At 71.9% G+C, this 21,372-nt stretch carries 11 protein-coding genes; 5 read left to right on the top strand and 6 right to left on the bottom strand.

What is annotated here, in order from left to right:
- Window positions 1-6 precede the first annotated feature (6 nt).
- Window positions 7-11,700, bottom strand: coding sequence for a type I polyketide synthase (locus ND450_RS06175; RefSeq protein WP_253325188.1), 11,694 nt, complete (start codon window positions 11,698-11,700; stop codon window positions 7-9).
- A 361-nt stretch (window positions 11,701-12,061) separates the two neighbouring features.
- Here ND450_RS06175 and ND450_RS06170 point away from each other — a divergent pair, with 361 nt between their 5' ends.
- Together ND450_RS06170 and ND450_RS06165 are read left to right on the top strand one after the other, a co-directional pair.
- The gene (locus ND450_RS06170) at window positions 12,062-12,988 is read left to right on the top strand and encodes an ACP S-malonyltransferase (protein WP_253325187.1); all 927 of its coding nucleotides are present in this window, start codon (window positions 12,062-12,064) and stop codon (window positions 12,986-12,988) included.
- A 147-nt stretch (window positions 12,989-13,135) separates the two neighbouring features.
- Window positions 13,136-14,800, top strand: a complete 1,665-nt coding sequence (locus ND450_RS06165; RefSeq protein ID WP_253325186.1) for an NAD(P)/FAD-dependent oxidoreductase — start codon at window positions 13,136-13,138, stop codon at window positions 14,798-14,800.
- Between the two features lie 49 nt (window positions 14,801-14,849).
- Here the strand turns inward: ND450_RS06165 and ND450_RS06160 are convergent, their stop codons facing one another.
- The 3 genes from ND450_RS06160 to ND450_RS06150 form a co-directional block, all read right to left on the bottom strand.
- On the bottom strand, window positions 14,850-15,632 hold the full coding sequence (locus ND450_RS06160) for a carbon-nitrogen hydrolase family protein (protein ID WP_253325185.1): 783 nt from the start codon (window positions 15,630-15,632) through the stop codon (window positions 14,850-14,852).
- Window positions 15,633-15,670: 38 nt separating this feature from the next.
- Window positions 15,671-16,270 (bottom strand): hypothetical protein, encoded by a 600-nt coding sequence (locus tag ND450_RS06155; RefSeq protein ID WP_253325184.1) that lies wholly within the window; start codon window positions 16,268-16,270, stop codon window positions 15,671-15,673.
- Window positions 16,271-16,334: 64 nt separating this feature from the next.
- Window positions 16,335-17,312 (bottom strand): zinc-binding dehydrogenase, encoded by a 978-nt coding sequence (locus tag ND450_RS06150; RefSeq protein ID WP_253325183.1) that lies wholly within the window; start codon window positions 17,310-17,312, stop codon window positions 16,335-16,337.
- A gap of 592 nt (window positions 17,313-17,904) precedes the next feature.
- On the opposite strand from ND450_RS06150, the gene ND450_RS06145 reads away from it, so the two are divergent.
- Complete coding sequence (locus ND450_RS06145; protein WP_253325182.1) at window positions 17,905-18,585, top strand: universal stress protein; 681 nt, start codon at window positions 17,905-17,907, stop codon at window positions 18,583-18,585.
- Between the two features lie 31 nt (window positions 18,586-18,616).
- On the opposite strand, the gene ND450_RS06140 is transcribed toward ND450_RS06145, so the two are convergent.
- Both ND450_RS06140 and ND450_RS45980 read right to left on the bottom strand, forming a co-directional pair.
- On the bottom strand, window positions 18,617-19,192 hold the full coding sequence (locus ND450_RS06140; RefSeq protein WP_253325181.1) for a GNAT family N-acetyltransferase: 576 nt from the start codon (window positions 19,190-19,192) through the stop codon (window positions 18,617-18,619).
- Window positions 19,189-19,341 carry an RGCVC family protein gene (locus ND450_RS45980; protein ID WP_371927669.1) on the bottom strand — a complete coding sequence of 51 codons (153 nt, stop codon included), beginning with the start codon at window positions 19,339-19,341 and terminating at the stop codon, window positions 19,189-19,191. Before ND450_RS45980 ends, ND450_RS06140 begins: the two co-directional genes overlap by 4 nt.
- A 588-nt stretch (window positions 19,342-19,929) precedes the next feature.
- Here ND450_RS45980 and ND450_RS06135 point away from each other — a divergent pair.
- Window positions 19,930-20,967, top strand: coding sequence for an acyl-CoA desaturase (locus ND450_RS06135; protein WP_253325180.1), 1,038 nt, complete (start codon window positions 19,930-19,932; stop codon window positions 20,965-20,967).
- A gap of 50 nt (window positions 20,968-21,017) precedes the next feature.
- Complete coding sequence (locus ND450_RS06130; protein ID WP_253325179.1) at window positions 21,018-21,242, top strand: hypothetical protein; 225 nt, start codon at window positions 21,018-21,020, stop codon at window positions 21,240-21,242.
- Window positions 21,243-21,372 lie beyond the last annotated feature (130 nt).

Below are 21,372 nucleotides of genomic sequence, written 5' to 3'. Positions count from 1 at the left end.
ACCGGGTCAGGAAATGCCGAGCTCTCGTTCCAGGAAGTCGACGACGTCGTCGACCGACGCGTCCGCCAGGTCGTCGCTCGCGACGTCCGGCCCCGCGGCCGCCGCCGAGAACGTCGACAGCAGCTCCTCCAGTCGCAGCACGACCGTCAGGTGGCCGCCGACGTCGCCGTCGAGGGCCTGCAGGCTCGTCTCCAGACGGTCGAGCTCCGCGAGCACGGCGGCCGCCGACAACTTCGCGGCCTCCTGCGGGGCCAGCAGCTGCTTCAGGTGCGCCGCGAGCGCGGCCGTCGTGGGGTGGTCGAAGACGGCCGTCGCGGACAGCCGCACCTCCGCCGCGGTGTTGAGCCGGTTGCGCAGCTCGACGGCGGTCAGCGAGTCGAGGCCGATGTCCGTGAACGGCTTCGCCGTCTCCAGCGCCTCCGCGTCGGCGTGGCCGAGAACGGCGGCGGCGTGCACGCGGACGAGGTCGACCAGGAGCGCGTCCTGCTCGGTCGCCGTCAGCGAGGCGAGCCGGTCCGCCAGCGACGACGTCTTGGCCGCCTCGGTGACCCGGCGCGACGTGGCACGAGCGAGGTCGTGCCACATCTGGTTGATCTCGTTGTGCTTGGCGAACCTGCGCAGCGCGGCCCGGTCCAGCTTCACCGGGACGGCGACGGGTTCGTCGGTGCGCAGCGCGTCGTCGAACAGCGCCATGCCCTCGGCCAGGGCCAGGGCGCCGAAACCCTCCTGCGCCATGACGTCCAGGTCGGCGCGGGACAGGCCGGCTCCCATGCCGTCCTCCCACAGGCCCCACGCGTGGGCCTGGCCGACGTGGCCGGTGCCGCGGCGGTGCTCGGCGACGGCGTTGAGGAAGGCGTTGGCCGCCGCGTAGTTGGCCTGGCCCTCCGTGCCGGTGATGCTGGTGATCGACGAGAACACGACGAACCGCGCCAGGTCGAGGTGCCCGGTCAGCTCGTGCAGGTGCCAGACCGCGTTCACCTTCGCGACCTGCACCGCGTCCAGACGAGCGGGCGTGAGCGAGCCGAGCAGGCCGTCGTCGAGCACGCCGGCGGTGTGCACGACCGCGGTCAGCGGCCGGTCCGCCGGGATGCCGTCCAGCACGCCGGCCAGCGCCTCGCGGTCGGCGGTGTCGCAGGCGGTGATGGTCGCCGTGGCACCGAGTTCGGCCAGTTCGGCCCGCAGCTCCCCGGCGCCCGGCGCCTGTGCTCCACGCCTGCTGAGAAGCAGGAGGTGGCGTACGCCGTGCTCGGTCACGAGGTGCCGGGCGACCGCGCTGCCGAGCGCGCCGGTGCCGCCGGTGATCAGGACCGTGCCGTCCCGGTCGATCGGCCGGGGCAGGGTGAGCACGACCTTGCCGACGTGCCGGGCCTGGCTGATGAACCGGAAGGCCTCCTGTGCCTGGAAGACGTTCCAGCTCCTGGTGGGCAACGGCGTGAGCTCACCGCGCTCGAACAACGCGTCCAGCTCCGCCCAGATCTCCGCGATCCGGTCCGGCCCGGCGTCGATCAGGTCGAACGCCCGGTAGGTGACGCCGAGCCCGGCCACCTCGGCGGCGTCGCGGACGTCGGTCTTGCCCATCTCCACGAAGTGGCCGCCCTCGGTGACGAGCCGCAGCGACGCGTCCACGAAGTCGCCCGCCAGCGCGTTGAGCACGACGTCGACACCGCGTCCGACGGTCGCCGCGCGGAAGACGTCCTCGAAGTCGAGGTCGCGCGACGAGGCGATGTGCAGGTCGCTCAGCCCGGCCTCGCGCAGGACGTCCTGCTTCCCGGGGCTCGCGGTGCCGAAGACCTCCGCGCCGAGGTGGTGCGCGATCTGGGTCGCCGCCATGCCGACACCGCCCGCGGCGGCGTGGACCAGCACGGACTGGCCCTTCTCGAGCCGGCCGAGGTCGCGCAGGCCGTAGTACGCGGTCAGGAACACCAGCGGCACCGCGGCGGCCTGTTCGAACGTCCACCCCGACGGCATCCGCGTGACCAGGCGGCGGTCGGCGTCGGCGACGGGTCCGATCCCGCCGATGACGAGGCCCATCACCCGGTCGCCCGGACGCAGGTCCGTCACCTGCGACCCGACCTCGAGCACCACGCCGGCGGCCTCGTTGCCGATCGTCCCGGCGTCTCCCGGGTACATGTCGAGCACCGTCAGCACGTCGCGGAAGTTGAGCCCGGCCGCACGGACGCCGATGCGCACGTCACCAGGCGCGATCGGTTCCAGCACACCGGGGTTGGGCGTCAGGACGAGGTGGTCGAGCGTGCCCTTGCCGGACATGCCGAGCACCCACGCGCCGGTCCCCTGCGGCGGTGCCAGCCTGCCCTCGGCCGCGGACACGATCCGCGGTGCGAAGGCCTGGTCGCCGCGCACGGCCAGCTGCTGCTCCCCGGATCCGATCAGCCTGCCCAGCAGCTCGTTCCCGAGCACGGCGCCGGGTTCGGCGTCGACGAGCAGGAAACGGCCGGGGTACTCCTGCTGCGCGGTGCGGACGAGGCCCCAGGCGACCGCGGTCGCGGGGTTGTCCACAGTGGAGTCGACCGCGACCGCGCCGCGGGTCACCACGACGAGCTGCGAGTTCGCGAACCGCTCGTCCGCCACCCAGCGCTGGACGACGTCGAGCGTCCGGTGCGACAGCCTGCGCGCCGCTGCGGGCACGTCGACGTCGGTGTCCGCCGCGAGGTGGAGGACGACGTGCGCGGGAGCCCGGTCGCCGACCGCCTCGTAGTCCGTCCAGTCGGCGGCGTCGCCGAGTGCGGCCGGTGCCCACTCCACGCGCAACGACCAGTCGTTCTGCCGCTGCGTCTGCAACCCCTCGGCGGAGATCTCCTTCAGCACCAACGACTCCACGGTCATCACCGGTTCGCCGGCGCTGTCCGCCACCAGGATCGACCAGGCACCTCCGCTCTCCTCGCGCAGCCGGACGCGCAGTGCACCGGCACCCGACGCGTGCAGGCTGACGCCGTTCCACACGAACGGCAGCGACAGCGGCGTTTCCTCGGTGAGGCCGATCGCGTGCAGCGAGGCGTCCAGCAGTGCCGGGTGCAGCCCGTAGTCCGGGTGGGTCGTGTCGTCCTCGATCGTGACCTCGGCGTAGACGTCGTCGCCCCGTCGCCAGGCCGCGGTCAGCCCCTGGAACGCGGGCCCGTAGGAGAGCCCGGTCCCGGCGAGCGCCTCGTACCGGCCGGTGACGGCCACCGGCTCGGCTCCGGCCGGCGGCCACTCCCGCAGGTCGAAGTCCGGCGCGGGCGCGGCGGGCACCAGGGAGCCCGTGGCGTGCCGCGTCCAGGCGTCCCCGGTGAGGGCGCTCGCCGCACGCGAGTGCACGGTGATCGAACGGCGACCGTCCGCGGCGGCGGGACCGACCTGCACCCGGACGTCCACCGCGCCCGACTCCGGCAGCACCAGCGGGGTCTGGAGGGTCAGCTCCTCCACCGTGCCGCAGCGGACCTCGTCCGCCGCGCGCACGGCCAGTTCGACCAGGCACGCGCCCGGGACGATGACCTGGTCCAGCACGACGTGGTCGGTCAGCCAGCCGTGGCTCGACCGGGACAGGCTTCCGGTGAAGAGGAACCCGTCCCCCTCCGCGAACTCGACCGCCGCACCGAGCAGGGGGTGCTCGGCGGGGGCGAGCCCGAGACCGGCCGTGCCGGCCGTCGTGCGCGGCGCCTCCAGCCAGTACCGCTCGTGCTGGAAGGCGTACGTCGGCAACGGCACTCGCCGGGCACCGGGGAACATGGCGTCCCAGGTGACGGGCACGCCGTGCACGTGCAACCGCGCGAGCGCCGTGGTGAACGACTCGACCTCGTCGTGCTTCTTGCGCAGCAACGGAACGAAGACGCTCTCCTCGTCCGCGCCCTCCGCGCCCAGGCCGGACAGGGAGCTGTCCGGGCCGAGCTCGACGAACCGCGAAACCCCGAGCTCCGCGCACGCGGCCACCGCGTCGGCGAACCGCACGGCCTGCCGCGCGTGCCGGACCCAGTACTCCGGCGACGTCACCTCACCGGGACCCGCCAGGGCGCCCGTCACGGTGGACACCACCGGCACCACGGGTTCGCGGTACCCGATCGACTCCGCCACCGCGCGGAACTCGTCCAGCATCGGCTCCATGAGCACCGAGTGGAACGCGTGCGACACCGACAACCGCGTGCACTTCCGGCCCCGCGCGGCGAGTTCCTCCGCCGCGGCCAGCACCGGACCCTCCACACCGGACAGCACCACCGAACCGGCACCGTTGACCGCGGCCAGCGACACCTCGTCCGACAGGAACTCCGCGATCTCGTCCTCGCCGGCCCGCACGGCCACCATGACACCGCCGGAAGGCAGCTCCTGCATCAACCGCCCGCGCGCCGCGACCAGCCGGGCCGCGTCGCCGAGGGAGAACACACCGGCCACGTGCGCGGCCGCGATCTCACCGATCGAGTGCCCCACCAGGAACTCCGGCCGGACACCCCACGACTCCACCAGGCGGAACAGCGCCACCTCGACGGCGAACAACGCGGGCTGCGCCACCGCGGTCCGGTTCAGCGCCTCGGCGTCCGCACCGAACACGACCTCGTGCACGCCCGGCAGCAGTGCGCACACCTCGTCGAAGGCCGACGCGAAGACCGGGAACTCGTCGTACAGCCCGCGACCCATCCCGAGCCGCTGCGAACCCTGTCCGGCGAAGAGGAAGGCCACCGGTCCACTGAGGACGGACCCCTCCACCACGCCGGCGCCGGCTCCTCCGGCGGCGAGAACGTCCAGGGCGGCCAGCAGTTCCCGGCGGTCCGCTCCCGTCACGGCGGCCCGCGTCTCCAGCCCGGCACGGGTCGTCGCCAGCGAGAAGCCGACGTCCGCCGGGGACAGGGTCTCGTCGGCGCCGACGAAGGCGCTCAGCCGCTTGGCCTGCTCCCGCACCGCCGCGGGGGTCCGGCCCGACAGCACCCAGGCGATCCTGGAGGTGGTCTCGTCCGTCGCACGGACGGGGACGTCCGCCTCGTCCGGAGCTTCGAGGATCACGTGCGCGTTGGTGCCGGAGATGCCGAACGAGGACACGGCCGCACGGCGCGGGCGGTCTTCCGCGGGCCACGGCACCGGCTCGGTCAGCAGCGACACCGCACCGGTGTCCCACTCCACGTGCGGCGTCGGGGCGTCCACGTGCAACGTCGCCGGCAGCGTCTCGTTGCGCATCGCGAGGACCATCTTGATGACACCCGCGGCACCGGCGGCGGCCTGCGTGTGCCCGAAGTTGGACTTGATCGACCCGAGCCACAGCGGCGGTCGCCCGTCGCGGTCCTGCCCGTAGGTGTTGAGCAGCGCCTGCGCCTCGATCGGGTCGCCGAGGCGGGTGCCCGTGCCGTGCGCCTCCACCGCGTCGACGTCCGAAGTGGACAGACCGGCGTTGGCCAGCGCCTGCCGGATCACCCGCTGCTGCGACGGGCCGTTCGGCGCGGTCAGGCCGTTCGACGCGCCGTCCTGGTTCACCGCGGAACCCTTGACCACGGCCAGGACCTCGTGGCCGTTGCGCCGCGCGTCGGACAGCCGTTCCAGCACGAGCACGCCGACGCCCTCGGACCAGCTGGTCCCGTCGGCGGCGGCCGCGAAGGACTTGCTGCGCCCGTCGGCGGCCAGGCCGCGCTGGCGGGAGAAGTCCACGAACGTCTCGGGCGTCGCCATGATCGTGACACCGCCCGCGAGGGCGAGTCCGCACTCCCCCGAGCGCAGCGCCTGCGAGGCGAGGTGCAGGGCGACGAGCGACGACGAGCAGGCGGTGTCGACGGTGACCGCCGGTCCCTCCAGCCCGAGCGTGTAGGCCACCCGGCCGGACAGCACGCTCGCCGAGGTGCCGGTGCCGATGTAGCCCTCGACCTCCTCGGGGATCGCGCCCAGGCTGTGCGCGTAGTCGTAGTACATGACCCCGGCGAAGACGCCGGTCCTGCTGCCCTTCAACGACGTGGGGTCGAGCCCGGCGTTCTCGAGCGACTCCCAGACGACCTCCAGCAGCAGGCGCTGCTGCGGATCCATGGCCAGCGCCTCGCGCGGCGAGATGCCGAAGAACTCGGCGTCGAACGCGTCGGCGTCGTGCAGGAAGCCGCCTTCGGAGGCGTAGGAGGTGCCCCGGTGGTCGGGGTCGGGGTGGAACAGCGTGTCGAGGTCCCAGCCGCGGTTCGACGGGAAGCCGGAGATGGTGTCCGTGCCCGACGCGACGACGGTCCACAGGTCCTCGGGCGAGCCCACGCCTCCCGGGTAGCGGCACGCCATGCCGACGATCGCGATCGGTTCGTCCGACGCCGCCGAGGTGACGACCGGGGCCGTCGGGTCGGGTTCGTCGCCGGAGAGCTGGACGTGCAGGAACGTGGCGAGCGCGGCGGGCGTCGGGTGGTCGAAGACCACCGTGGCCGGCAGCCGCACACCGGCGGCGGCGCTCAGGTTGTTGCGCAGCTCGATCGCGGTCAGCGAGTCGAAGCCCAGGTCCGTGAACGCCTTGTCCTGCTCGACGCGGTCCGCGGAGGCGTGCCCCAGCACGGCGGCGACCTGGGCGCGCACCATGCCGAGCAGCGCCGTCTTCTGGTCGGCCTTCGGGATGCCGGACAACGGCGAACCCGAGGCGGCCGCGGCGGCGCGGCGTGACCTGGTCCTGACCAGTCGTTCGAACAGCGGCGGGAGGAGGTCGTCGCGGGACCGCGCCTCGAGGGCGGTGAGGTCGAGCCGCAGGGTGACGGCGATCGGGAGGTCGGAGGCGAGCGCCGCGTCGAACAGCGCGAGGCCCTCGTGCTCCGCCAGCGCGGGGAAGCCCTGCCTGGCCGCGCGGTCGGCCTCCGCCGCCGAGAGACCGCTGCCCATGCCCAGTTGCCACAGGCCCCACACGAGGGACTGGGCCGCGAGGCCACGGGCGCGGCGGTGCTGTGCCAGTGCGTCGAGGAAGCTGTTGGCCGCGGCGTAGTTGCCCTGCCCGGCGCCTTCGAAGAGTCCGGACGTGGAGGAGTACAGCGCGAACAGCGGCAGGTCGAGGTGGCTCGTGAGCTCGTGCAGGTGCCAGGCGCCGTCGACCTTCGGGCGGAGCACGCCCTCCAGGCGTTCCTCGTCGAGCGAGGTGACGACGCCGTCGGCGAGGGAACCCGCGGTGTGGACCACGCCGATCAGGGGGCGGTCCGCCGGGATGGCGCCGAGGACGGCTTCCAGGGCCGCGCGATCGGCGACGTCGCACGCGCTGATGGTGACGTGCGCACCGAGTCCGGAGAGCTCGGCGCCCAGTTCGGCGGCTCCGGGCGACTCGGCGCCGCGGCGGCTGAGCAGCACCAGGCTCGTGACACCGCGGGCCGTGACCAGGTGCCTCGCCAGTGCGGCGCCGAGGCCTCCGGTGCCGCCAGTGATCAGGACGGTGCCGTCGGCGGGCAGGACCGGCTCGGCGCCGGTCCCGGCCGGGACGCGCACGACACGGGGTGCGAGCAGGACGCCGTCGCGCACGGCCACCTGGGCCTCACCGGACCCGGCGGCGACGCCGACGGACTCCTCCGGGCCGTCCAGGAGGACGAACCGCCCGGGGTGTTCGGCCTGCGCCGCGCGCACCAGGCCGCAGACCGCGGCGGAGGCGACGTCGGTGACGTCCGGCCCGGCCGCGCCCTGAGTCACCACGACGAGGCGGGAGTCCGCGTACCGCGCGTCCGCCAGGAAGCCCTGTACGGCAGCGAGAACGGCGCGCGTGGCCTCGCGCACGCCGACGGGACCGTCGTTCTCCGGCGAGACGAGCAGTGCGAGCACACCGGGAGCCGCGTCGGCTGAGCCGTAGGTCGTCCACGCCGGTGCATCGCCGACGGGGACAGAAACCCAGTCCACTGTGTACAGACTGGATGCGCTCCGCGTGGCCGCGGAGGGCGCACGGGACACCAGTGAGTCGACCGTGAGCACGGGCGCACCCGCCGGGTCGACGGCGTGCAAGGCGACCTCGTCGGCGCTCTTGACGGTGATCTTCACGCGGAGCGACGTCGCGCCGGTCGCGTGCACGGACACGCCGGACCACGAGAACGGCAGCCGTGCCCGGCCCCCGTCGTCACCGGCTCCGCCGAACGCGATCGCGTGCAGGGACGCGTCCAGGAGTGCGGGGTGGACGGCGAAGTCCGCCGCGGTCACCGCGACCGACTCCGGCAGGGCGACCTCGGCGAAGACCTCGTCGCCGGCGACCCACGCGGCGCGCAGCCCGCGGAAGACCGGGCCGTAGGCCAGACCGGTGGCGGCCAGGTCGTCGTAGACGCCGTCGAGCGCGACCTCCCGCGCCCCGGCGGGCGGCCACGACGTCGTGGACCACTGCTGCGGCGCCGACGGTTCCACGGCCAACGCGCCGGAGGCGTGCAGGATCCACTCGTCGGAGCCCGGCAGCCTGGAGTGCACGCTGATCGTGGACCTGCCACCGGGGTCGGCGGGGGTGGACCGCAGCTGCACCTGCACGGAGCCCGACTCTTCGAGCACCAGCGGTGCCTGCAGGGTCAGCTCCTCGACCGCGGCGCACCCGGCCTCCTCGGCGGCCCGCACCGCGAGGTCGAGCAGCACGGCGCCCGGGACGACGACGCGGCCGAACACGACGTGGTCGGCGATCCACGGGTGCGTCGCCAGGGACAGCCGTCCGGTGAGCACGTGGCCGTCCCCGTCGGCCAGTGCGACGGTCGCGCCCAGCAGCGGGTGCTCGCCGGGCTGCAGGCCCAGCGCGGCCGCGTCCCCGGCGGCCGTGCCCGGCAGCCAGAAGTGCTCGCGCTGGAAGGCGTACGTGGGCAGCGCGACCGTCGTCGCGGTCGCCGGGAACACCGCGGGCCAGTTGACGCGAGCGCCGCGCACGAAGGCGTTGCCCAGCGCGCTGAGCGCCTCGGCCTCCTCGGGGCGGTCGCGGCGCAGCACCGGCCGGACGAGCACGTCGGCCTCGTCGCTCAGGCAGTCGGCGGCCATGGCGGAGAGAACGCCGTCGGGGCCGAGTTCCAGGCACGTCGTGACGCCGGCCCCTTCGATGACCCGCACAGCGTCGTGGAACCGCACGGCCTCGCTGACGTGCGCGACCCAGTAGTCCGGTGTGGACAGTTCCGCCGGGCTCACCAGGCGGCCCGTGACGGTGGAGACGAACGGGATGACCGGAGCGGAGAAGGTGAGGAAGTCGAGGAGCCGGCGGAACTCGTCCAGCATGGGCCGCATCAACGGCGAGTGGAAGGCGTGGCTCACGTTGAGGCGCTTCGCCTTGCCGCCCTGGGCCTGCCAGCGGTCGGCGATCGCCAGGACGACGTCGTCGGCACCGGAGACCACGACCGAGCGCGGTCCGTTGACCGCCGCGATGCCGGCGACGTCCTCGTGCCCGCTCAGCAGGCCCCGCGCTTCCTCTTCGGTGGCGCGCAACGACACCATCGCGCCGCGCACCTCGAGCTCCTGCATCAGCCGCCCGCGGGCGGCCACCAGTGTCGCCGCGTCCTCCAGGGAGAACACGCCGGCCACGTGCGCCGCGGCGATCTCGCCGATGGAGTGCCCGCTGACGTAGTCGGGCCGCAGGCCCCACGACTCGAGCATGCGGTGGAGCGCGACCTCGATCGCGAACAGCGCGGGCTGGGAGTAGGAGGTCTGGTCGACCAGGGCGGCGTCCTCGCTGCCCTCCTCGGCGAACAGCACGTCCAGCAACGGGACTTCCAGCTGGATGTCCAGGTAGCCGCAGGCGTCGTCCATCGCACGGGCGAACACCTCGTTGTGCTGGTACAGCTCGAGTCCCATCGCGCGGCGCTGGGAACCCTGGCCGGCGAACAGGAAGGCGAGGCCGCCGGTGCCCGCGACGCCCCGCAGTGCCGGGGTGGTCTCGGCGATCACGGCGTCTAGGCCCGCCAAGAGCTCGTCTCGGTCGCGGCCGACCACGGCGGCGCGGTGGTCGAGGGAGGCGCGGGTGGTGGCGAGGGACAGGCCGATGTCGGCGGGAGCGAGCGCGGGGTCGGCGGTGACGAAGGACTTCAGCCGTTCGGCCTGGGCGCGCAGGGCGTCCGGCGTCCGGCCCGACAGCACCCAGAGAACGGTGACGTCCCGGGTGTCGGCGGTCCGCTCGCCCTCCGCGGGCGGGGCCTCCTCGATGATCACGTGGGCGTTGGTGCCGGAGATGCCGAAGGACGAGACGCCAGCGCGGCGCGGGCGGCCGGTCTCCGGCCACGGCCGCGCCTCGGTGAGCAGCGAGACGGCACCGGCCGACCAGTCCACGTGGGGCGTGGGCCGGCTGAGGTGCAGCGAGCGCGGCAGGGTTCCGTGCCGCATCGCCATGATCATCTTGATCACGCCGGCGGCACCGGCGGCCGCCTGGGCGTGGCCGATGTTCGACTTGATCGACCCGACCCACAGCGGACTGTCCGCCTCGCGTTCCCGGCCGTACGTGGCGAGGATCGCGTGCGCCTCGATCGGGTCGCCCAGGCGGGTGCCGGTGCCGTGGGCCTCGACGGCGTCGACGTCCGCGGCGACGAGCCGCCCGTTCGCGAGCGCCTGGTGGATCACGCGCTGCTGCGCGAGGCCGTTCGGCGCGGTCAGGCCGTTCGAGGCGCCGTCCTGGTTGATGGCCGACGAGCGGACGACGGCGAGCACGGGGTGGCCGTTGCGCCTGGCGTCGGAAAGCCGTTCCAGGGCGAGGATTCCCACGCCCTCGCCCCACCCGGTGCCGTCGGCCGACTCGTCGAAGGGCTTGCAGCGCCCGTCGGGGGCGAGGCCCCGCTGACGGGAGAAGGCGATGAAGTTGCCGGGGCTCGCCATGACCGCGACTCCGCCGGCGAGCGCGAGGTCGCACTCACCGGACCTCAGCGAGTGCGCGGCGAGGTGCAGCGCGACGAGTGAACCCGAGCAGGCGGTGTCCACGCTCAGGGCGGGACCCTCGAGGCCGAGGACGTAGGCGATGCGCCCGGAGACCACGCTCGGCGTGTTGCCGGTCAGCAGATGTCCTTCGAGGCCTTCGGGAGCGTCCGCCAGCCGGGGACCGTACTCCTGGGGCTCCACGCCGATGAACACGCCGGAACGGCTGCCGCGCAACGAGGTGGGGTCCACGCCCGCGCGTTCCAGGGCCTCCCAGGAGACCTCGAGCACCAGGCGCTGCTGGGGATCCATCGCGGTCGCCTCACGCGGGGAGATCCCGAAGAACTCGGCGTCGAACTCGCCCGCGGCGTCGAGGAACCCGCCGTGGCGGCTGTAGGTCGTCCCCGCCGTGCCCGCGTCCGGGTCGTAGATCCCCTCGACGTCCCAGCCGCGGTCGGAGGGGAAGCCGGCGATCGCGTCGACACCCTCGTCCACCAGGCGCCACAACAGCTCCGGCGAGTCGACCCGTCCCGGGAACCGGCAGCCGATGCCCACGACCACCACGTCGTCGTCGTGCTCCACCAACGGGAAAGCGGGCGCGGACCCGAGCTGGTCGCCGTCCGCTCCCAGCCGCGCGGCCAGCGCCACCGGGCTCGGGTGGTCGTAGACGACGGTCACCGGCAGTTCGAGCCCGGTGGCCGCGACGAGGCGCGCGTGCAGCTCGACCGAGGCCAGCGAGTCGAACCCCAGGTCGAGGAACGACCGGGTGCCGCTGCCCACCGGCGGTGCGCCGGGCACCATGTCGGCGAGGACCTCCGCGGTCACCCGCAGGACGAGATCGCGCGATGCGTGTGCCGCCGCCCCCAGCTTTCCCGCGGGCAGCTCGTTTCCCCGGTCCGCCACCTCGCCAGTGGCAGGACGGAGGTCATCGAACTCGCTCAAGTGCGCACTCCCCAACTTCTCCGTGGGACATCAGTGATGGCGGAACAACATCGCAATCCGATCCCGGCACATCGGGACGCAGAAGCACCACAAAGCAATCACACGCACGGGCACCTGCGGGATGCAAAGATTCCACTCACCGGCCACTGGACGAGAACCCCGGCAACACGGAGGATTCGAGGTTCCCGGGACTACCGCCGAATTACTGGGCGATGACCGGCCCGCGGAACCGCTCCATTAACAGCCTGCTTCGCCCGCACATAGGATCCACACCTATTTCTCCGAGAGTTGCGTGGCGCAGCTTCTCGCCGGTGCGGCGCAAGCCGGGCGCACCACCAACAGGCAAACAGGAGGCGTCGTCATGAGCCGCACGGCAGTCGTGTTTCCGGGAATGGGCCCGTCGAGTTTCGCCGACGTCGGCAGGTTCATGACGGTCAGCCCGTTCGCCCGGCGGAGGGTGGCGCAGGCGGACGCCGCGCTCGGCCACTCGCTGCTCGACGAGCTGCGGTCCGGTCCCGACGAGTACAACGCGGCCCACCAGATCGGTTTCCTGGTCAACTCGGTCGCGATGGCCGATTGGATGGAGGCGTCGCTGGGCTTCCGCCCGGACGTCTGCGTCGGGTCCAGCTTCGGCGAGCGCGCCGCCGTCGCCTATTCGGGAGCCCTGCCGTTCGAGGAGGTCGTCGCACTCACCGCCGAACTGGCGCGGTGCGAGCTCGACTACTTCCAGCGGGAGCACCGGGACCTGGTCAGCCAGCTGGTCGTGCGCACGCCGCAGGAACGACTCGACGCCGTCCTCGCCACCATGTCCGAGGACGGCGAGTGGTACGAGGTGTCCGGGTACTTCGACCCCGGCGTGCACCTGGTCACGATGCACGAGGAGCACCTCGCCGGGTTCAAGCGGAAGGTCGGCGATCGCGGCGGCTACTGCCTGACGACGATGCGCCCGGCCGCCCACGCCGGCGTGCTGGCACCGTTGCGGGCCCGGCTGCGGGACGAGGTCTTCCCGAAGTTCTCCTTCACCGCACCGGCGATCCCGATCATCTCCGACCAGGACGGCTCGCTGATCAGCGAGGGAACCGAGGTCGGCGCGCTGCTCGAGGCGTCCACCGACAGCCCGGTGCACTGGGGCCACATCCGCGACCGGCTCGTGGACGAGGGCCTCACGAGGATCTGCGTGGCGGGCCCCGACTACCTCATCCACCGCCTGGGGCTCCTCAGGAACGACTTCGACGTCGTGACCGCCGGTCCCAAGGACGCGCTGAAGCCCCGCCGGCCCGCCAGGTAGGCGTCGCGCCCGGCAGCGCCGCTCCGGCGCGCACATTTTTTGCGCCGATTAAAACACAGTCGTATTAAATCGGCGCGATGTCCGCACACCCTCGACCGAACTTCCGTCAAGCCACTGAGATCCGACGAATCATCGAGGTTTGAGCAAATGGGATTCACGACGACAGTCACAGAGGACGACCCCGCACCGACCACCGGCTTCTCCCCGGACTTCCCCTTCGTCTACCAGGAATGGCTGGACCACCAGGCCGGGCTCGGTGCCGTGCCGGCGCACCGCCTCGGCACCGAGGTCGCCGTCATCGGTGGCGGGATCTCGGGAATGGTCACCGCCTACGAACTCATGAAACTCGGCCTGCGACCGGTGGTGTACGAGATCGAGCAACTCGGCGGGCGAATGCGCACCGTCGGTTTCGAGGGGCACCCGGAACCGCGGGCCGAGCTGGGATCGATGCGGTTCTCGCCGTCGGCCACGCTCTTCCACTACGTGAACAAGCTGGGTCTGAAAGCCGCGGCGTTCCCCAACCCGCTGGCGGAGGCGACTCCGAGCACCGTCGTCAACCTGCGGGGTGAGACCCACTGGGCGCGCGGTCCCGAGGACCTGCCCCTGACGTTCCAGCAGGTCTCCGACGCGTGGTCGAAGGCGTTGCACGAGAAGGCCGACCTGCCGGTCATGATGGGCGCGATGGAGCGCCGCGACATCCCCGTCATCAAGGCGTTGTGGAACCGCACGGTCCGCGAGCTGGAGAACCAGTCGTTCTACGGCTTCCTGGCCTCCACGACGGCGTTCTCCTCCTTCGAACACCGGGAGATCTTCGGCCAGGTGGGCTTCGGGTGCGGCGGGTGGGACACCGACTTCACCAACTCCGTGCTCGACGTCCTGCGGGTCGTCTACACCGAGGTGGGCGACAAGCAGTACCGCATCATCGGCGGCAGCCAGCAGATCCCGACCGGGTTGTGGCACCACGAACCGGACGACCTCGTGCACTGGCCCGCCGGCACCTCGCTCGCGAGCCTGCACGACGGGCGGCCGCTGCCGGGGGTGAGCAGGATCGGCCGCAGCGGCGACGGCTACCTGGTCGAGGACGTGTCCGGCGGTGTGCGCGAGTACCCGGCGGCCGTCTTCACGGCGCAGAGCTGGAACCTGTTGTCCCGCATCCGCTGCGATCCCGACCTGCTGCCGTCGGACCTGTGGACCGCAGTGGAGCGAACGCACTACATGGGTTCGTCGAAGCTGTTCGTGCTGACCGACCGCCCGTTCTGGCGCGACCGCGACGAGAGGACCGGCCGCGAGCTCATGGGCATGACGCTGACCGACCGGTTGCCGCGCGGCGTCTACCTGTTCGACGACGGGCCTGGTGAGCCCGGCGTGATGTGCCTGTCCTACACGTGGAACGACGACTCGCTGAAGGTCGCGACCCTCACCGCGGAGGAGAGGCTGGAGGTGGTCCTCGCGTCACTGGCCCAGATCTACCCGGACGTCGACATCCGCTCGCACATCATCGCGCCGCCGGTCTCCGTCACCTGGGAGACCGAGCCGAACTTCATGGGCGCGTTCAAGTCGAGCCTCCCGGGGCAGTACCGGTACCAGCGCGCGTTGTTCACCAACTTCATGCAGGACGGGCTCGACGAGAAGCACAGGGGCTTCCTCATGGCGGGTGACGACATCTCGTGGCTGGGCGGTTTCGCGGAGAACGCCGTGGAGACGGCGCTGAACGCGGTCTGGGGCGTGGTGCACCACCTCGGCGGCTCCACCCACCCCGACAACCCCGGCCCCGGCGACCTCTTCGACGAACTGGCGCCGGTCGTCATCTGAGAGGCGTCCCAGGTCGTGGCCGCGGACCCGGCCAGGACCTGGGACAGGCTCAGTACAGCTCCGGCCGCCGGTCGGTCAGGTACGGCGTCTCGGCGCGGACTTCGGCAATCAGCGACAGGTCGAGATCGGTGACCAGGAGCCCGTCCGAGGCCCCGGCGTCGATCCCGGTCACCCGGCCGTCCGGTCCGACCACCCTGGTCAGACCGCAGTACTCGAGGTCGCGTTCCCGGCCGGTCCAGTTGGTGTAGGCGAGGAAGAGCTGGCTCTCGAAGGCGCGGGCCGGCACCAGCGTCTCGGCGACGAAGTGCCACGGCGACATCAGCGCGGTCGGCACCACCAGGAGTTCGGTGCCGCGCAGGGCGTGCGCGCGCACCAGTTCCGGGAACTCCACGTCGTAGCAGACGATCAACCCGACCGTCAGTCCGTCCACATCGGCCTGCACGACACCGGTCTCCCCGGCGCTGAAGCTCATCCGGTCGATGGCGCCGAACAGGTGCGTCTTGCGGTAGGAGGCCAGACCCGTCCCGTCGGCGCCGACCACCCGCACCGAGTTGTAGACGCGTTCCCCCGCCAGTTCGGGCCAGCCGTGCACGATGGCGATACCGGACTCGGCGGCGATGCGCGAGACCTCCTCGCACATCGGCCCGCTCTCGGGCTCGGCGAGCCGGCGCAGCCCCCGGCTGCCGATGTTGTACCCCGTCAGCGACATCTCCGGCGTGACCAGCAGCCGCGCGCCGGCCGCCGCGGCCTCCGCGGCGCGCACGCGCAGACGAGCGAGAGCGCCCGTCACGTCGGACGGGCGCGTCAGGGTCTGCCAACACGCAATTCTCATCGCGGGATTTCCTCCAGGACCGCACTCGGAACCGAAACTCAGGCGACGTACGTCTCCCGTGCGCCCCTGCGCGGACGCGGCGGGCGGATCGTCGTCAGGAAGGGACCGAGGACGAACCAGGCCACGCCGGTGCCCGTCATGATCGGCAGCGCGACCTTCCACAGCACCTCGGTCTGCGCGGGCGTGCTGACGAGGAAGACCAGCGCGCCCATGATGACGGCCGAGATCAGCCACGCGATCGCGAAACGGCCGAACTGCTTCCACTCGTACCGCACCTTGGCACGCCCGTACTTCGGCGGGCGGACGGGCGGCGGACCACCCGCGAAGCGGTGCTGGAAGCGCTGGTCGGCCCACCGCATCATGCTGTGCCCGAACCCGAGGGTGAGACCGAGGTAGATGGCCGCCGCCGCGTGCGGCCACGTCGCCTCACCACCGGTGCGCAGGTCGAACACCGTCACGACGAGCAGCACGACGTCCACGAGGGGTGTGCACAGGAGCAGGACACCGCCCACTTTGGGACTGCGCAGCGGGTAACGCGCGACGAGCCCGGCGAGCAGGAAGAACCAGAACCCGATCTCGCAGCCGATGATCAGGGCGAGAATGAGGTTCTCGCGGAGTTGGTCGAAGATCTCCGTCATGCCGGGAGCGTGACATCGCGATCTATTGTTCCCCTATCGCTCGCCGCCGCACCACCGCGGCGGCTCACTCGACCACCACCACGGCCTTGCCGCAGATCAGGTTCGCCTCCATGTCGCGGTGGGCCCGCGCGATGTCGGCGATGCGGTAGACGCGCCCGACGGGCACGTCGAGACGGCCCGCCTCGACCTCGTCGATCATCCTCTGCAGCACCTGCGGACCGGGCTTGCGGTCCCCGTGGCAGAGGACGAGGCGACCATCTCGCGACACCGCTGGACCGGCGTGCGACGAACCCGTTTCGTCGCCCAGAGAGCCGGTCAGGCACACGGTTCCCGTCTCACTCGTCGCGCGCAGGGTGTCGGACAGGGTCGTCCTGCCCACCAGCTCGACCGCGCCGTCCACCCCGTCCGGGACCAGAGCGCGCACGTGCGCCTCCACGACACCGTCGTCGACCACCACGTGGTCCACGCCGTGCAGGCGCAGCAGATCGACCTTCTCGGGATCGCGCGTGGTGGCGAGCACGGTCGCACCGAGGTTCTTCGCGAGCAGGATCGCGGCCAGCCCCACCGACGAGGTGCCACCACGCACGAGCACGGTCTGCCCACGCCGCAGGTCGACCGCCACCACGAGTGATTCGTAGGCGGTCTGGAACATTCTGGGCATGGCACCGAGCACGGCCCAGTTGAGCTTCGACCTGAACGGGCAGATGCCCGCCATCGGAACGCACGCGTACTCCGCGTAGCCGCCGTCGAGGTGCTGTCCCATGCCCGTGAGCACCGCCGCGACCTGCTGCCCCCGCGCGAACCGGCCGGAGCGGTCGAGGTCGACCTCCCCCACCGCCTCCGCGCCCAGGACGCGCGGCAGGCTCACCGCATGCCCGGGAAACCCGCGCCGCGACAACAGATCCGACCGGTTCAGCCCGAAAGCGCGAACGCGGACCCGGACCCAGCCGGCCGGCGGATCGGGCACGGGGACGTCGCGCACCACCAGGTTCTCCGGCGGCCCCGGAGCCTCGAGCACGGCGGCCCGCATCGTCCCGATCACGAACAAGCTCCACTCCAGACGAGGACAGGCCAGGTACGACGTTCCGGTCCGGCAACGGCTTCGACCGGCGCCGGAGGACCCCCGCGAGGGAGTCCACTGCGGTGATCGACTCCCTCGCGCACCGACAGGCCACCTCTAGTCGTAGCCGCGGACGTGCCCGTCCTCGTCGGCGAGAATGTCATACCTGTCCATACGAACCTCCTGTCAACGACATCCACAACGGACACCCAGGGGGACGGCGCAGCCCGCCGGGGACGAGGCAGGTCCAGGACCGCGACGCTCCCCCGGCGAGTTCATCGCGCAAGTCCACCCTCCCCCGCCATCGCCGCGCTATCGAACGGCCATCGGCGTCGACGAGCCGGACGTCGGTCACTCCCGGTGACGGCACGCACGAGCACGTCGGCCACGTGCCGTTCGGTGACGTCACCATCCTTGTCCGCAATGGACTTGAGGCTGCCGGACACCGCGACCCGCCAGCACCGCCACCTCGCCCCGCGCCGGCGACGGGCCCTGCGGGAAGAGGACTTTGGTCCCGGCCCGAAGCGTTCTTCCCGCCCTGCTCCGAACGGACGCGACCCAGCATCGTCGACGCATGGAACCGGTCGTGATCATCCAGGACGGCGCCAGACGCGACGAGAACGCCCTGAGGTGGGCCGCCGCGCACGCCCAGCTCGTGCGCACGGGCCTCGAGGTCCACCGCCCGCAGGACGACTTCCGCGCGCGGCTCGTGGTCGTCGGCTTCCGGGGTCGCGAAGCGCATGTGCCGGTCACCGCACGCTGCGACACGGTGGTGGTGCGGGGTACGGCCGCGGCCGTCGACTGCCGGCACCGGCACGTGACCGCGCTGGTCAGCGGTGGACCCGGTGATGGCCGCGTGCTCAGGCACGCCGCCGACTACGCGCGCCTGCGCGGTGCCAAGCTCCGCGTGCTGCACGCCGTCGCGCCGTCCCCGGCCCGCCACGAAGCCGACACCGACCACGGTCACGTGCTCGCGCGCGCCACCGCGGCACTCGGTGGCTTCGCCCACCGCGCGGTGCTCGTGCACGCACAGCCGCACGAGGCGATCGCCCGGTGCACCGACACCGACCTGATCATCGTCGGTGCCGGGGACGCGCACGGGTGCGGCACCGTCACGAGCGCCGCGCTCCACCACGCGCCGTGCCCCGTTCTCGTTGTGCACCAACCCGTTCTGGAGACCTTCGACGGTCGATTCGCCGTTGCGGACCGTCAACGCGCGCTGGGCGCGAGGCCGATCGTCACGGCGCCCGTCTGAGGCGCTCCACCCGTTCGATCGGCGAGCGTGCTCAGTCGCGGTCGTGCGGCTGGGGCGAGGCCGGTGCGGCCGAGTCGAGGTCCGCCCTGCGGAGGCGGAACACCTGGAGTTCGACGCCGTAGTACTTCGTGGTCTCGCCCACCCAGTGCATCCCGTTGTTGCGCACGGTGGCCGCCGCGCGGGCATTGCCCGGCCGGACGACGGCGAACACCTCGTGCACGTCCTGGCTGAACGCCCAGGCGGCCAGCGCGTGCGTGGTCTCGGTGGCGTAGCCGTGGCCCCAGGTGTCGGGACGCAGCTGCCAGCCGATCTCCAGGTCCTCCTCGCCCGGCGGCAGCGGGAGCAGGACGGCTCCGCCGATCACCAAGCCGTCGCTGTCGCGCTGGACCGCCCACCGGCCCGCCGGCGCGGGCAACCGCTCGCTCTCCGCCGCCCACTGCTGTAGCAGCAGCCGCATGGCCGCGCTGTCCGGGACCCGGTCCATCTCGGGACTGAGCCACCGCGTCACTTCGGTGTGCCCGTAGACCTCCAGTGCCGCGGGTGCGTCTTCGAGCTGCCACGGGCGCAGGGTGAGCCGCTCGGTGGTGAGCACTGTGGTGGCCGTCATGAGCAGATGCATCCCCGTTGCAGCGCGGAGGCCGCGGTGGCGGTGCAGTACCGCACGCCAAGGGGGTCGTGCTCGTGCCACGGGTGGGGGCAGACAGCGCACACGCGCCCGGCTTCGGTGTCGGTGGTCAGCGGCTCGGACGAGATCATGCGGGAACTCCGATGAACGGTGCGGCAAGAAGTGGACGCCGGTGACGGAGGCGCGCGGACCAGGACCGCGGAGCGGAACCGAGGTCGGCTGGGCGCTCCCACCTCCAGCCGGACGGCCGGGTCTCGTGATGCGCCCAAGGCGGCACCAGCTCGACCGCTGCTGCACGACATGCCCTCGGTGGTGGCGAGTCTACGCGAACCCAGAGCACGACTCGTCGGCGGTCGCCACGCGTCGACGGTGAGTCCTGTTAGGACGAATAAGTGAGTGACCGGGAACGTGGCGTGCGCTCGACCGCTCGCACACCAGAAGCCCCGACAGCCCGGACACTACACGTACGAGTGCGGGGCGCACCCGAATCGACCAGGTATCTTCAGGAACAACGCACCGCCCAACACGATCCGGGTTGTCCAGGCACGGACCGGGGTACCCGTCGGAAGAGTGCACACGAGTCCGCGCACGGGAGGACCGCTCCGCGTGACCGCGGCCGGTGCCCACGCGTTCAGTTCAGCCGGCCACCCGCGCCGGACGCACGCCCTCCTGAGCAAGAGCCACGGGAGCACATGATCCTCCACCGTCCGGAGTAGACAATGTCATCATCGCCCGACGTCCTGAGTTCCCAGGCCGACCGCCCGCGGGGCAGCGACTTCGCCCGCCTCACCAAGGAGCTCAAGGAAGCCGGGCTGCTCGACCGGCGACGCGGCTACTACATGCTGCGGATGGCGGTGAACGCCCTGCTGCTCGGCGCGATCGCGGCCGCGTTCGTGCTGCTGGGCGACTCGTGGTGGCAGGTGCTGACGGCGGTCGCCCTGGCCTTGGCGTCCACGCAGCTGGCGTTCATCGGACACGACGCCGGGCACCGGCAGATCTTCCGCAGCCACCGCCACAACGACGTGGTCGGGCACCTGCACGGCAGCCTCACCGGCATCAGCTACCAGTGGTGGGTGGCCAAGCACAACCGCCACCACGCCAACCCCAACCACGAGGACCACGACCCCGACATCGAGATCCACGCCCTCGCCTTCAGCCGCGCCCAGGCCAGGGGCAAGCGCGGCCTGAACGCCTGGAACACGAAACGCCAGGCGTTCCTGTTCTTCCCGCTACTGCTCGCCGAAGCGGCCGTGCTGCGGATCTCCGGCATCATCGCCCTGTGCCGCAACGAACTCCGCAACCCGTGGCGTGAGGCCGCACTCCAGATCGTCCCGCTCGCCGTCTACCTCACCGCCGCGTTCGTCGTGCTGTCACCCGTGAAGGCGGTCGTCTTCATCGCGGTGCACCAGGGCCTGATGGGCGTGTACCTCGGGTGCTCGTTCGCGCCCAACCACAAGGGAATGCCGATCATCACCGGCGAACAGCGTCTCGACCACCTCCACAAGCAGGTGCTGACCTCCCGCAACGTCACCGGCGGCCGGTGGGTCGACGCGCTGCTCGGCGGGCTCAACCACCAGATCGAGCACCACCTCTACCCGCACATGCCCCGCCCCAACCTGCGGCACGCGCAACCCGTCGTCGAGAACTTCTGCGAACGGCACGGGATCCCGTACAGCAAGACCACGCTGCGCCGCTCCTACGCCGAGGTCCTGCGGCACCTGCACGACGCCGGCGCACCCCTGCGGACCACGGTCTGAACGCCGCGACCCCCTCACGACGACCGGAGGGTGTAGCGTGGGGTCCGAAGGTGGCCGCGTTCCGCGCCCTCGACGCTCCTGTCGGAGATGTCGACCTTCCTCTGCCATTCAACGGAAAGAACCAAGTGGCCCTGTTTTCGGCGAACGACCTGTTCAGCCATCCCGAGACGCACCAACCGCAGGCGGAATCCGGCCCGGCCGGCTCCGACCGGCCGTCCTGGACGGACCTCTTCCAGGAACCGGTGCCCGCACCGCGAGTCCCGTCGGAGCACTGAGCCACCGGCAGCACGGGCCCGGCGCGCACCGGATCGGCGCCGCATGGAGTAGTGTCGGCACCGTTGGGGTTCCAGTTGCCGGCATCCAGCCGCCGCGGACCCCGATCCATCCGGTTCGGCGCTCGTGCCT

Source organism: Lentzea sp. HUAS12, from assembly GCF_024125735.1.
Lineage (GTDB): Bacteria > Actinomycetota > Actinomycetes > Mycobacteriales > Pseudonocardiaceae > Lentzea > Lentzea albida.
Note: the sequence above shows the minus strand (reverse complement) of the source record. Positions and strands in the feature narration are given on the sequence as shown.

What these genes read in the sequence shown, in the direction of transcription:
- ND450_RS45980 (WP_371927669.1), bottom strand. Translation starts at nt 19,341, where the DNA reads ATGATCTCGTCCGAGCCGCTGACCACCGACACCGAAGCCGGGCGCGTG.
- ND450_RS06145 (WP_253325182.1), top strand. Translation starts at nt 17,905, where the DNA reads ATGGAACCGGTCGTGATCATCCAGGACGGCGCCAGACGCGACGAGAAC.
- ND450_RS06160 (WP_253325185.1), bottom strand. Translation starts at nt 15,632, where the DNA reads ATGAGAATTGCGTGTTGGCAGACCCTGACGCGCCCGTCCGACGTGACG.
- ND450_RS06155 (WP_253325184.1), bottom strand. Translation starts at nt 16,270, where the DNA reads ATGACGGAGATCTTCGACCAACTCCGCGAGAACCTCATTCTCGCCCTG.
- ND450_RS06140 (WP_253325181.1), bottom strand. Translation starts at nt 19,192, where the DNA reads ATGACGGCCACCACAGTGCTCACCACCGAGCGGCTCACCCTGCGCCCG.
- ND450_RS06170 (WP_253325187.1), top strand. Translation starts at nt 12,062, where the DNA reads ATGAGCCGCACGGCAGTCGTGTTTCCGGGAATGGGCCCGTCGAGTTTC.
- ND450_RS06135 (WP_253325180.1), top strand. Translation starts at nt 19,930, where the DNA reads ATGTCATCATCGCCCGACGTCCTGAGTTCCCAGGCCGACCGCCCGCGG.
- ND450_RS06165 (WP_253325186.1), top strand. Translation starts at nt 13,136, where the DNA reads ATGGGATTCACGACGACAGTCACAGAGGACGACCCCGCACCGACCACC.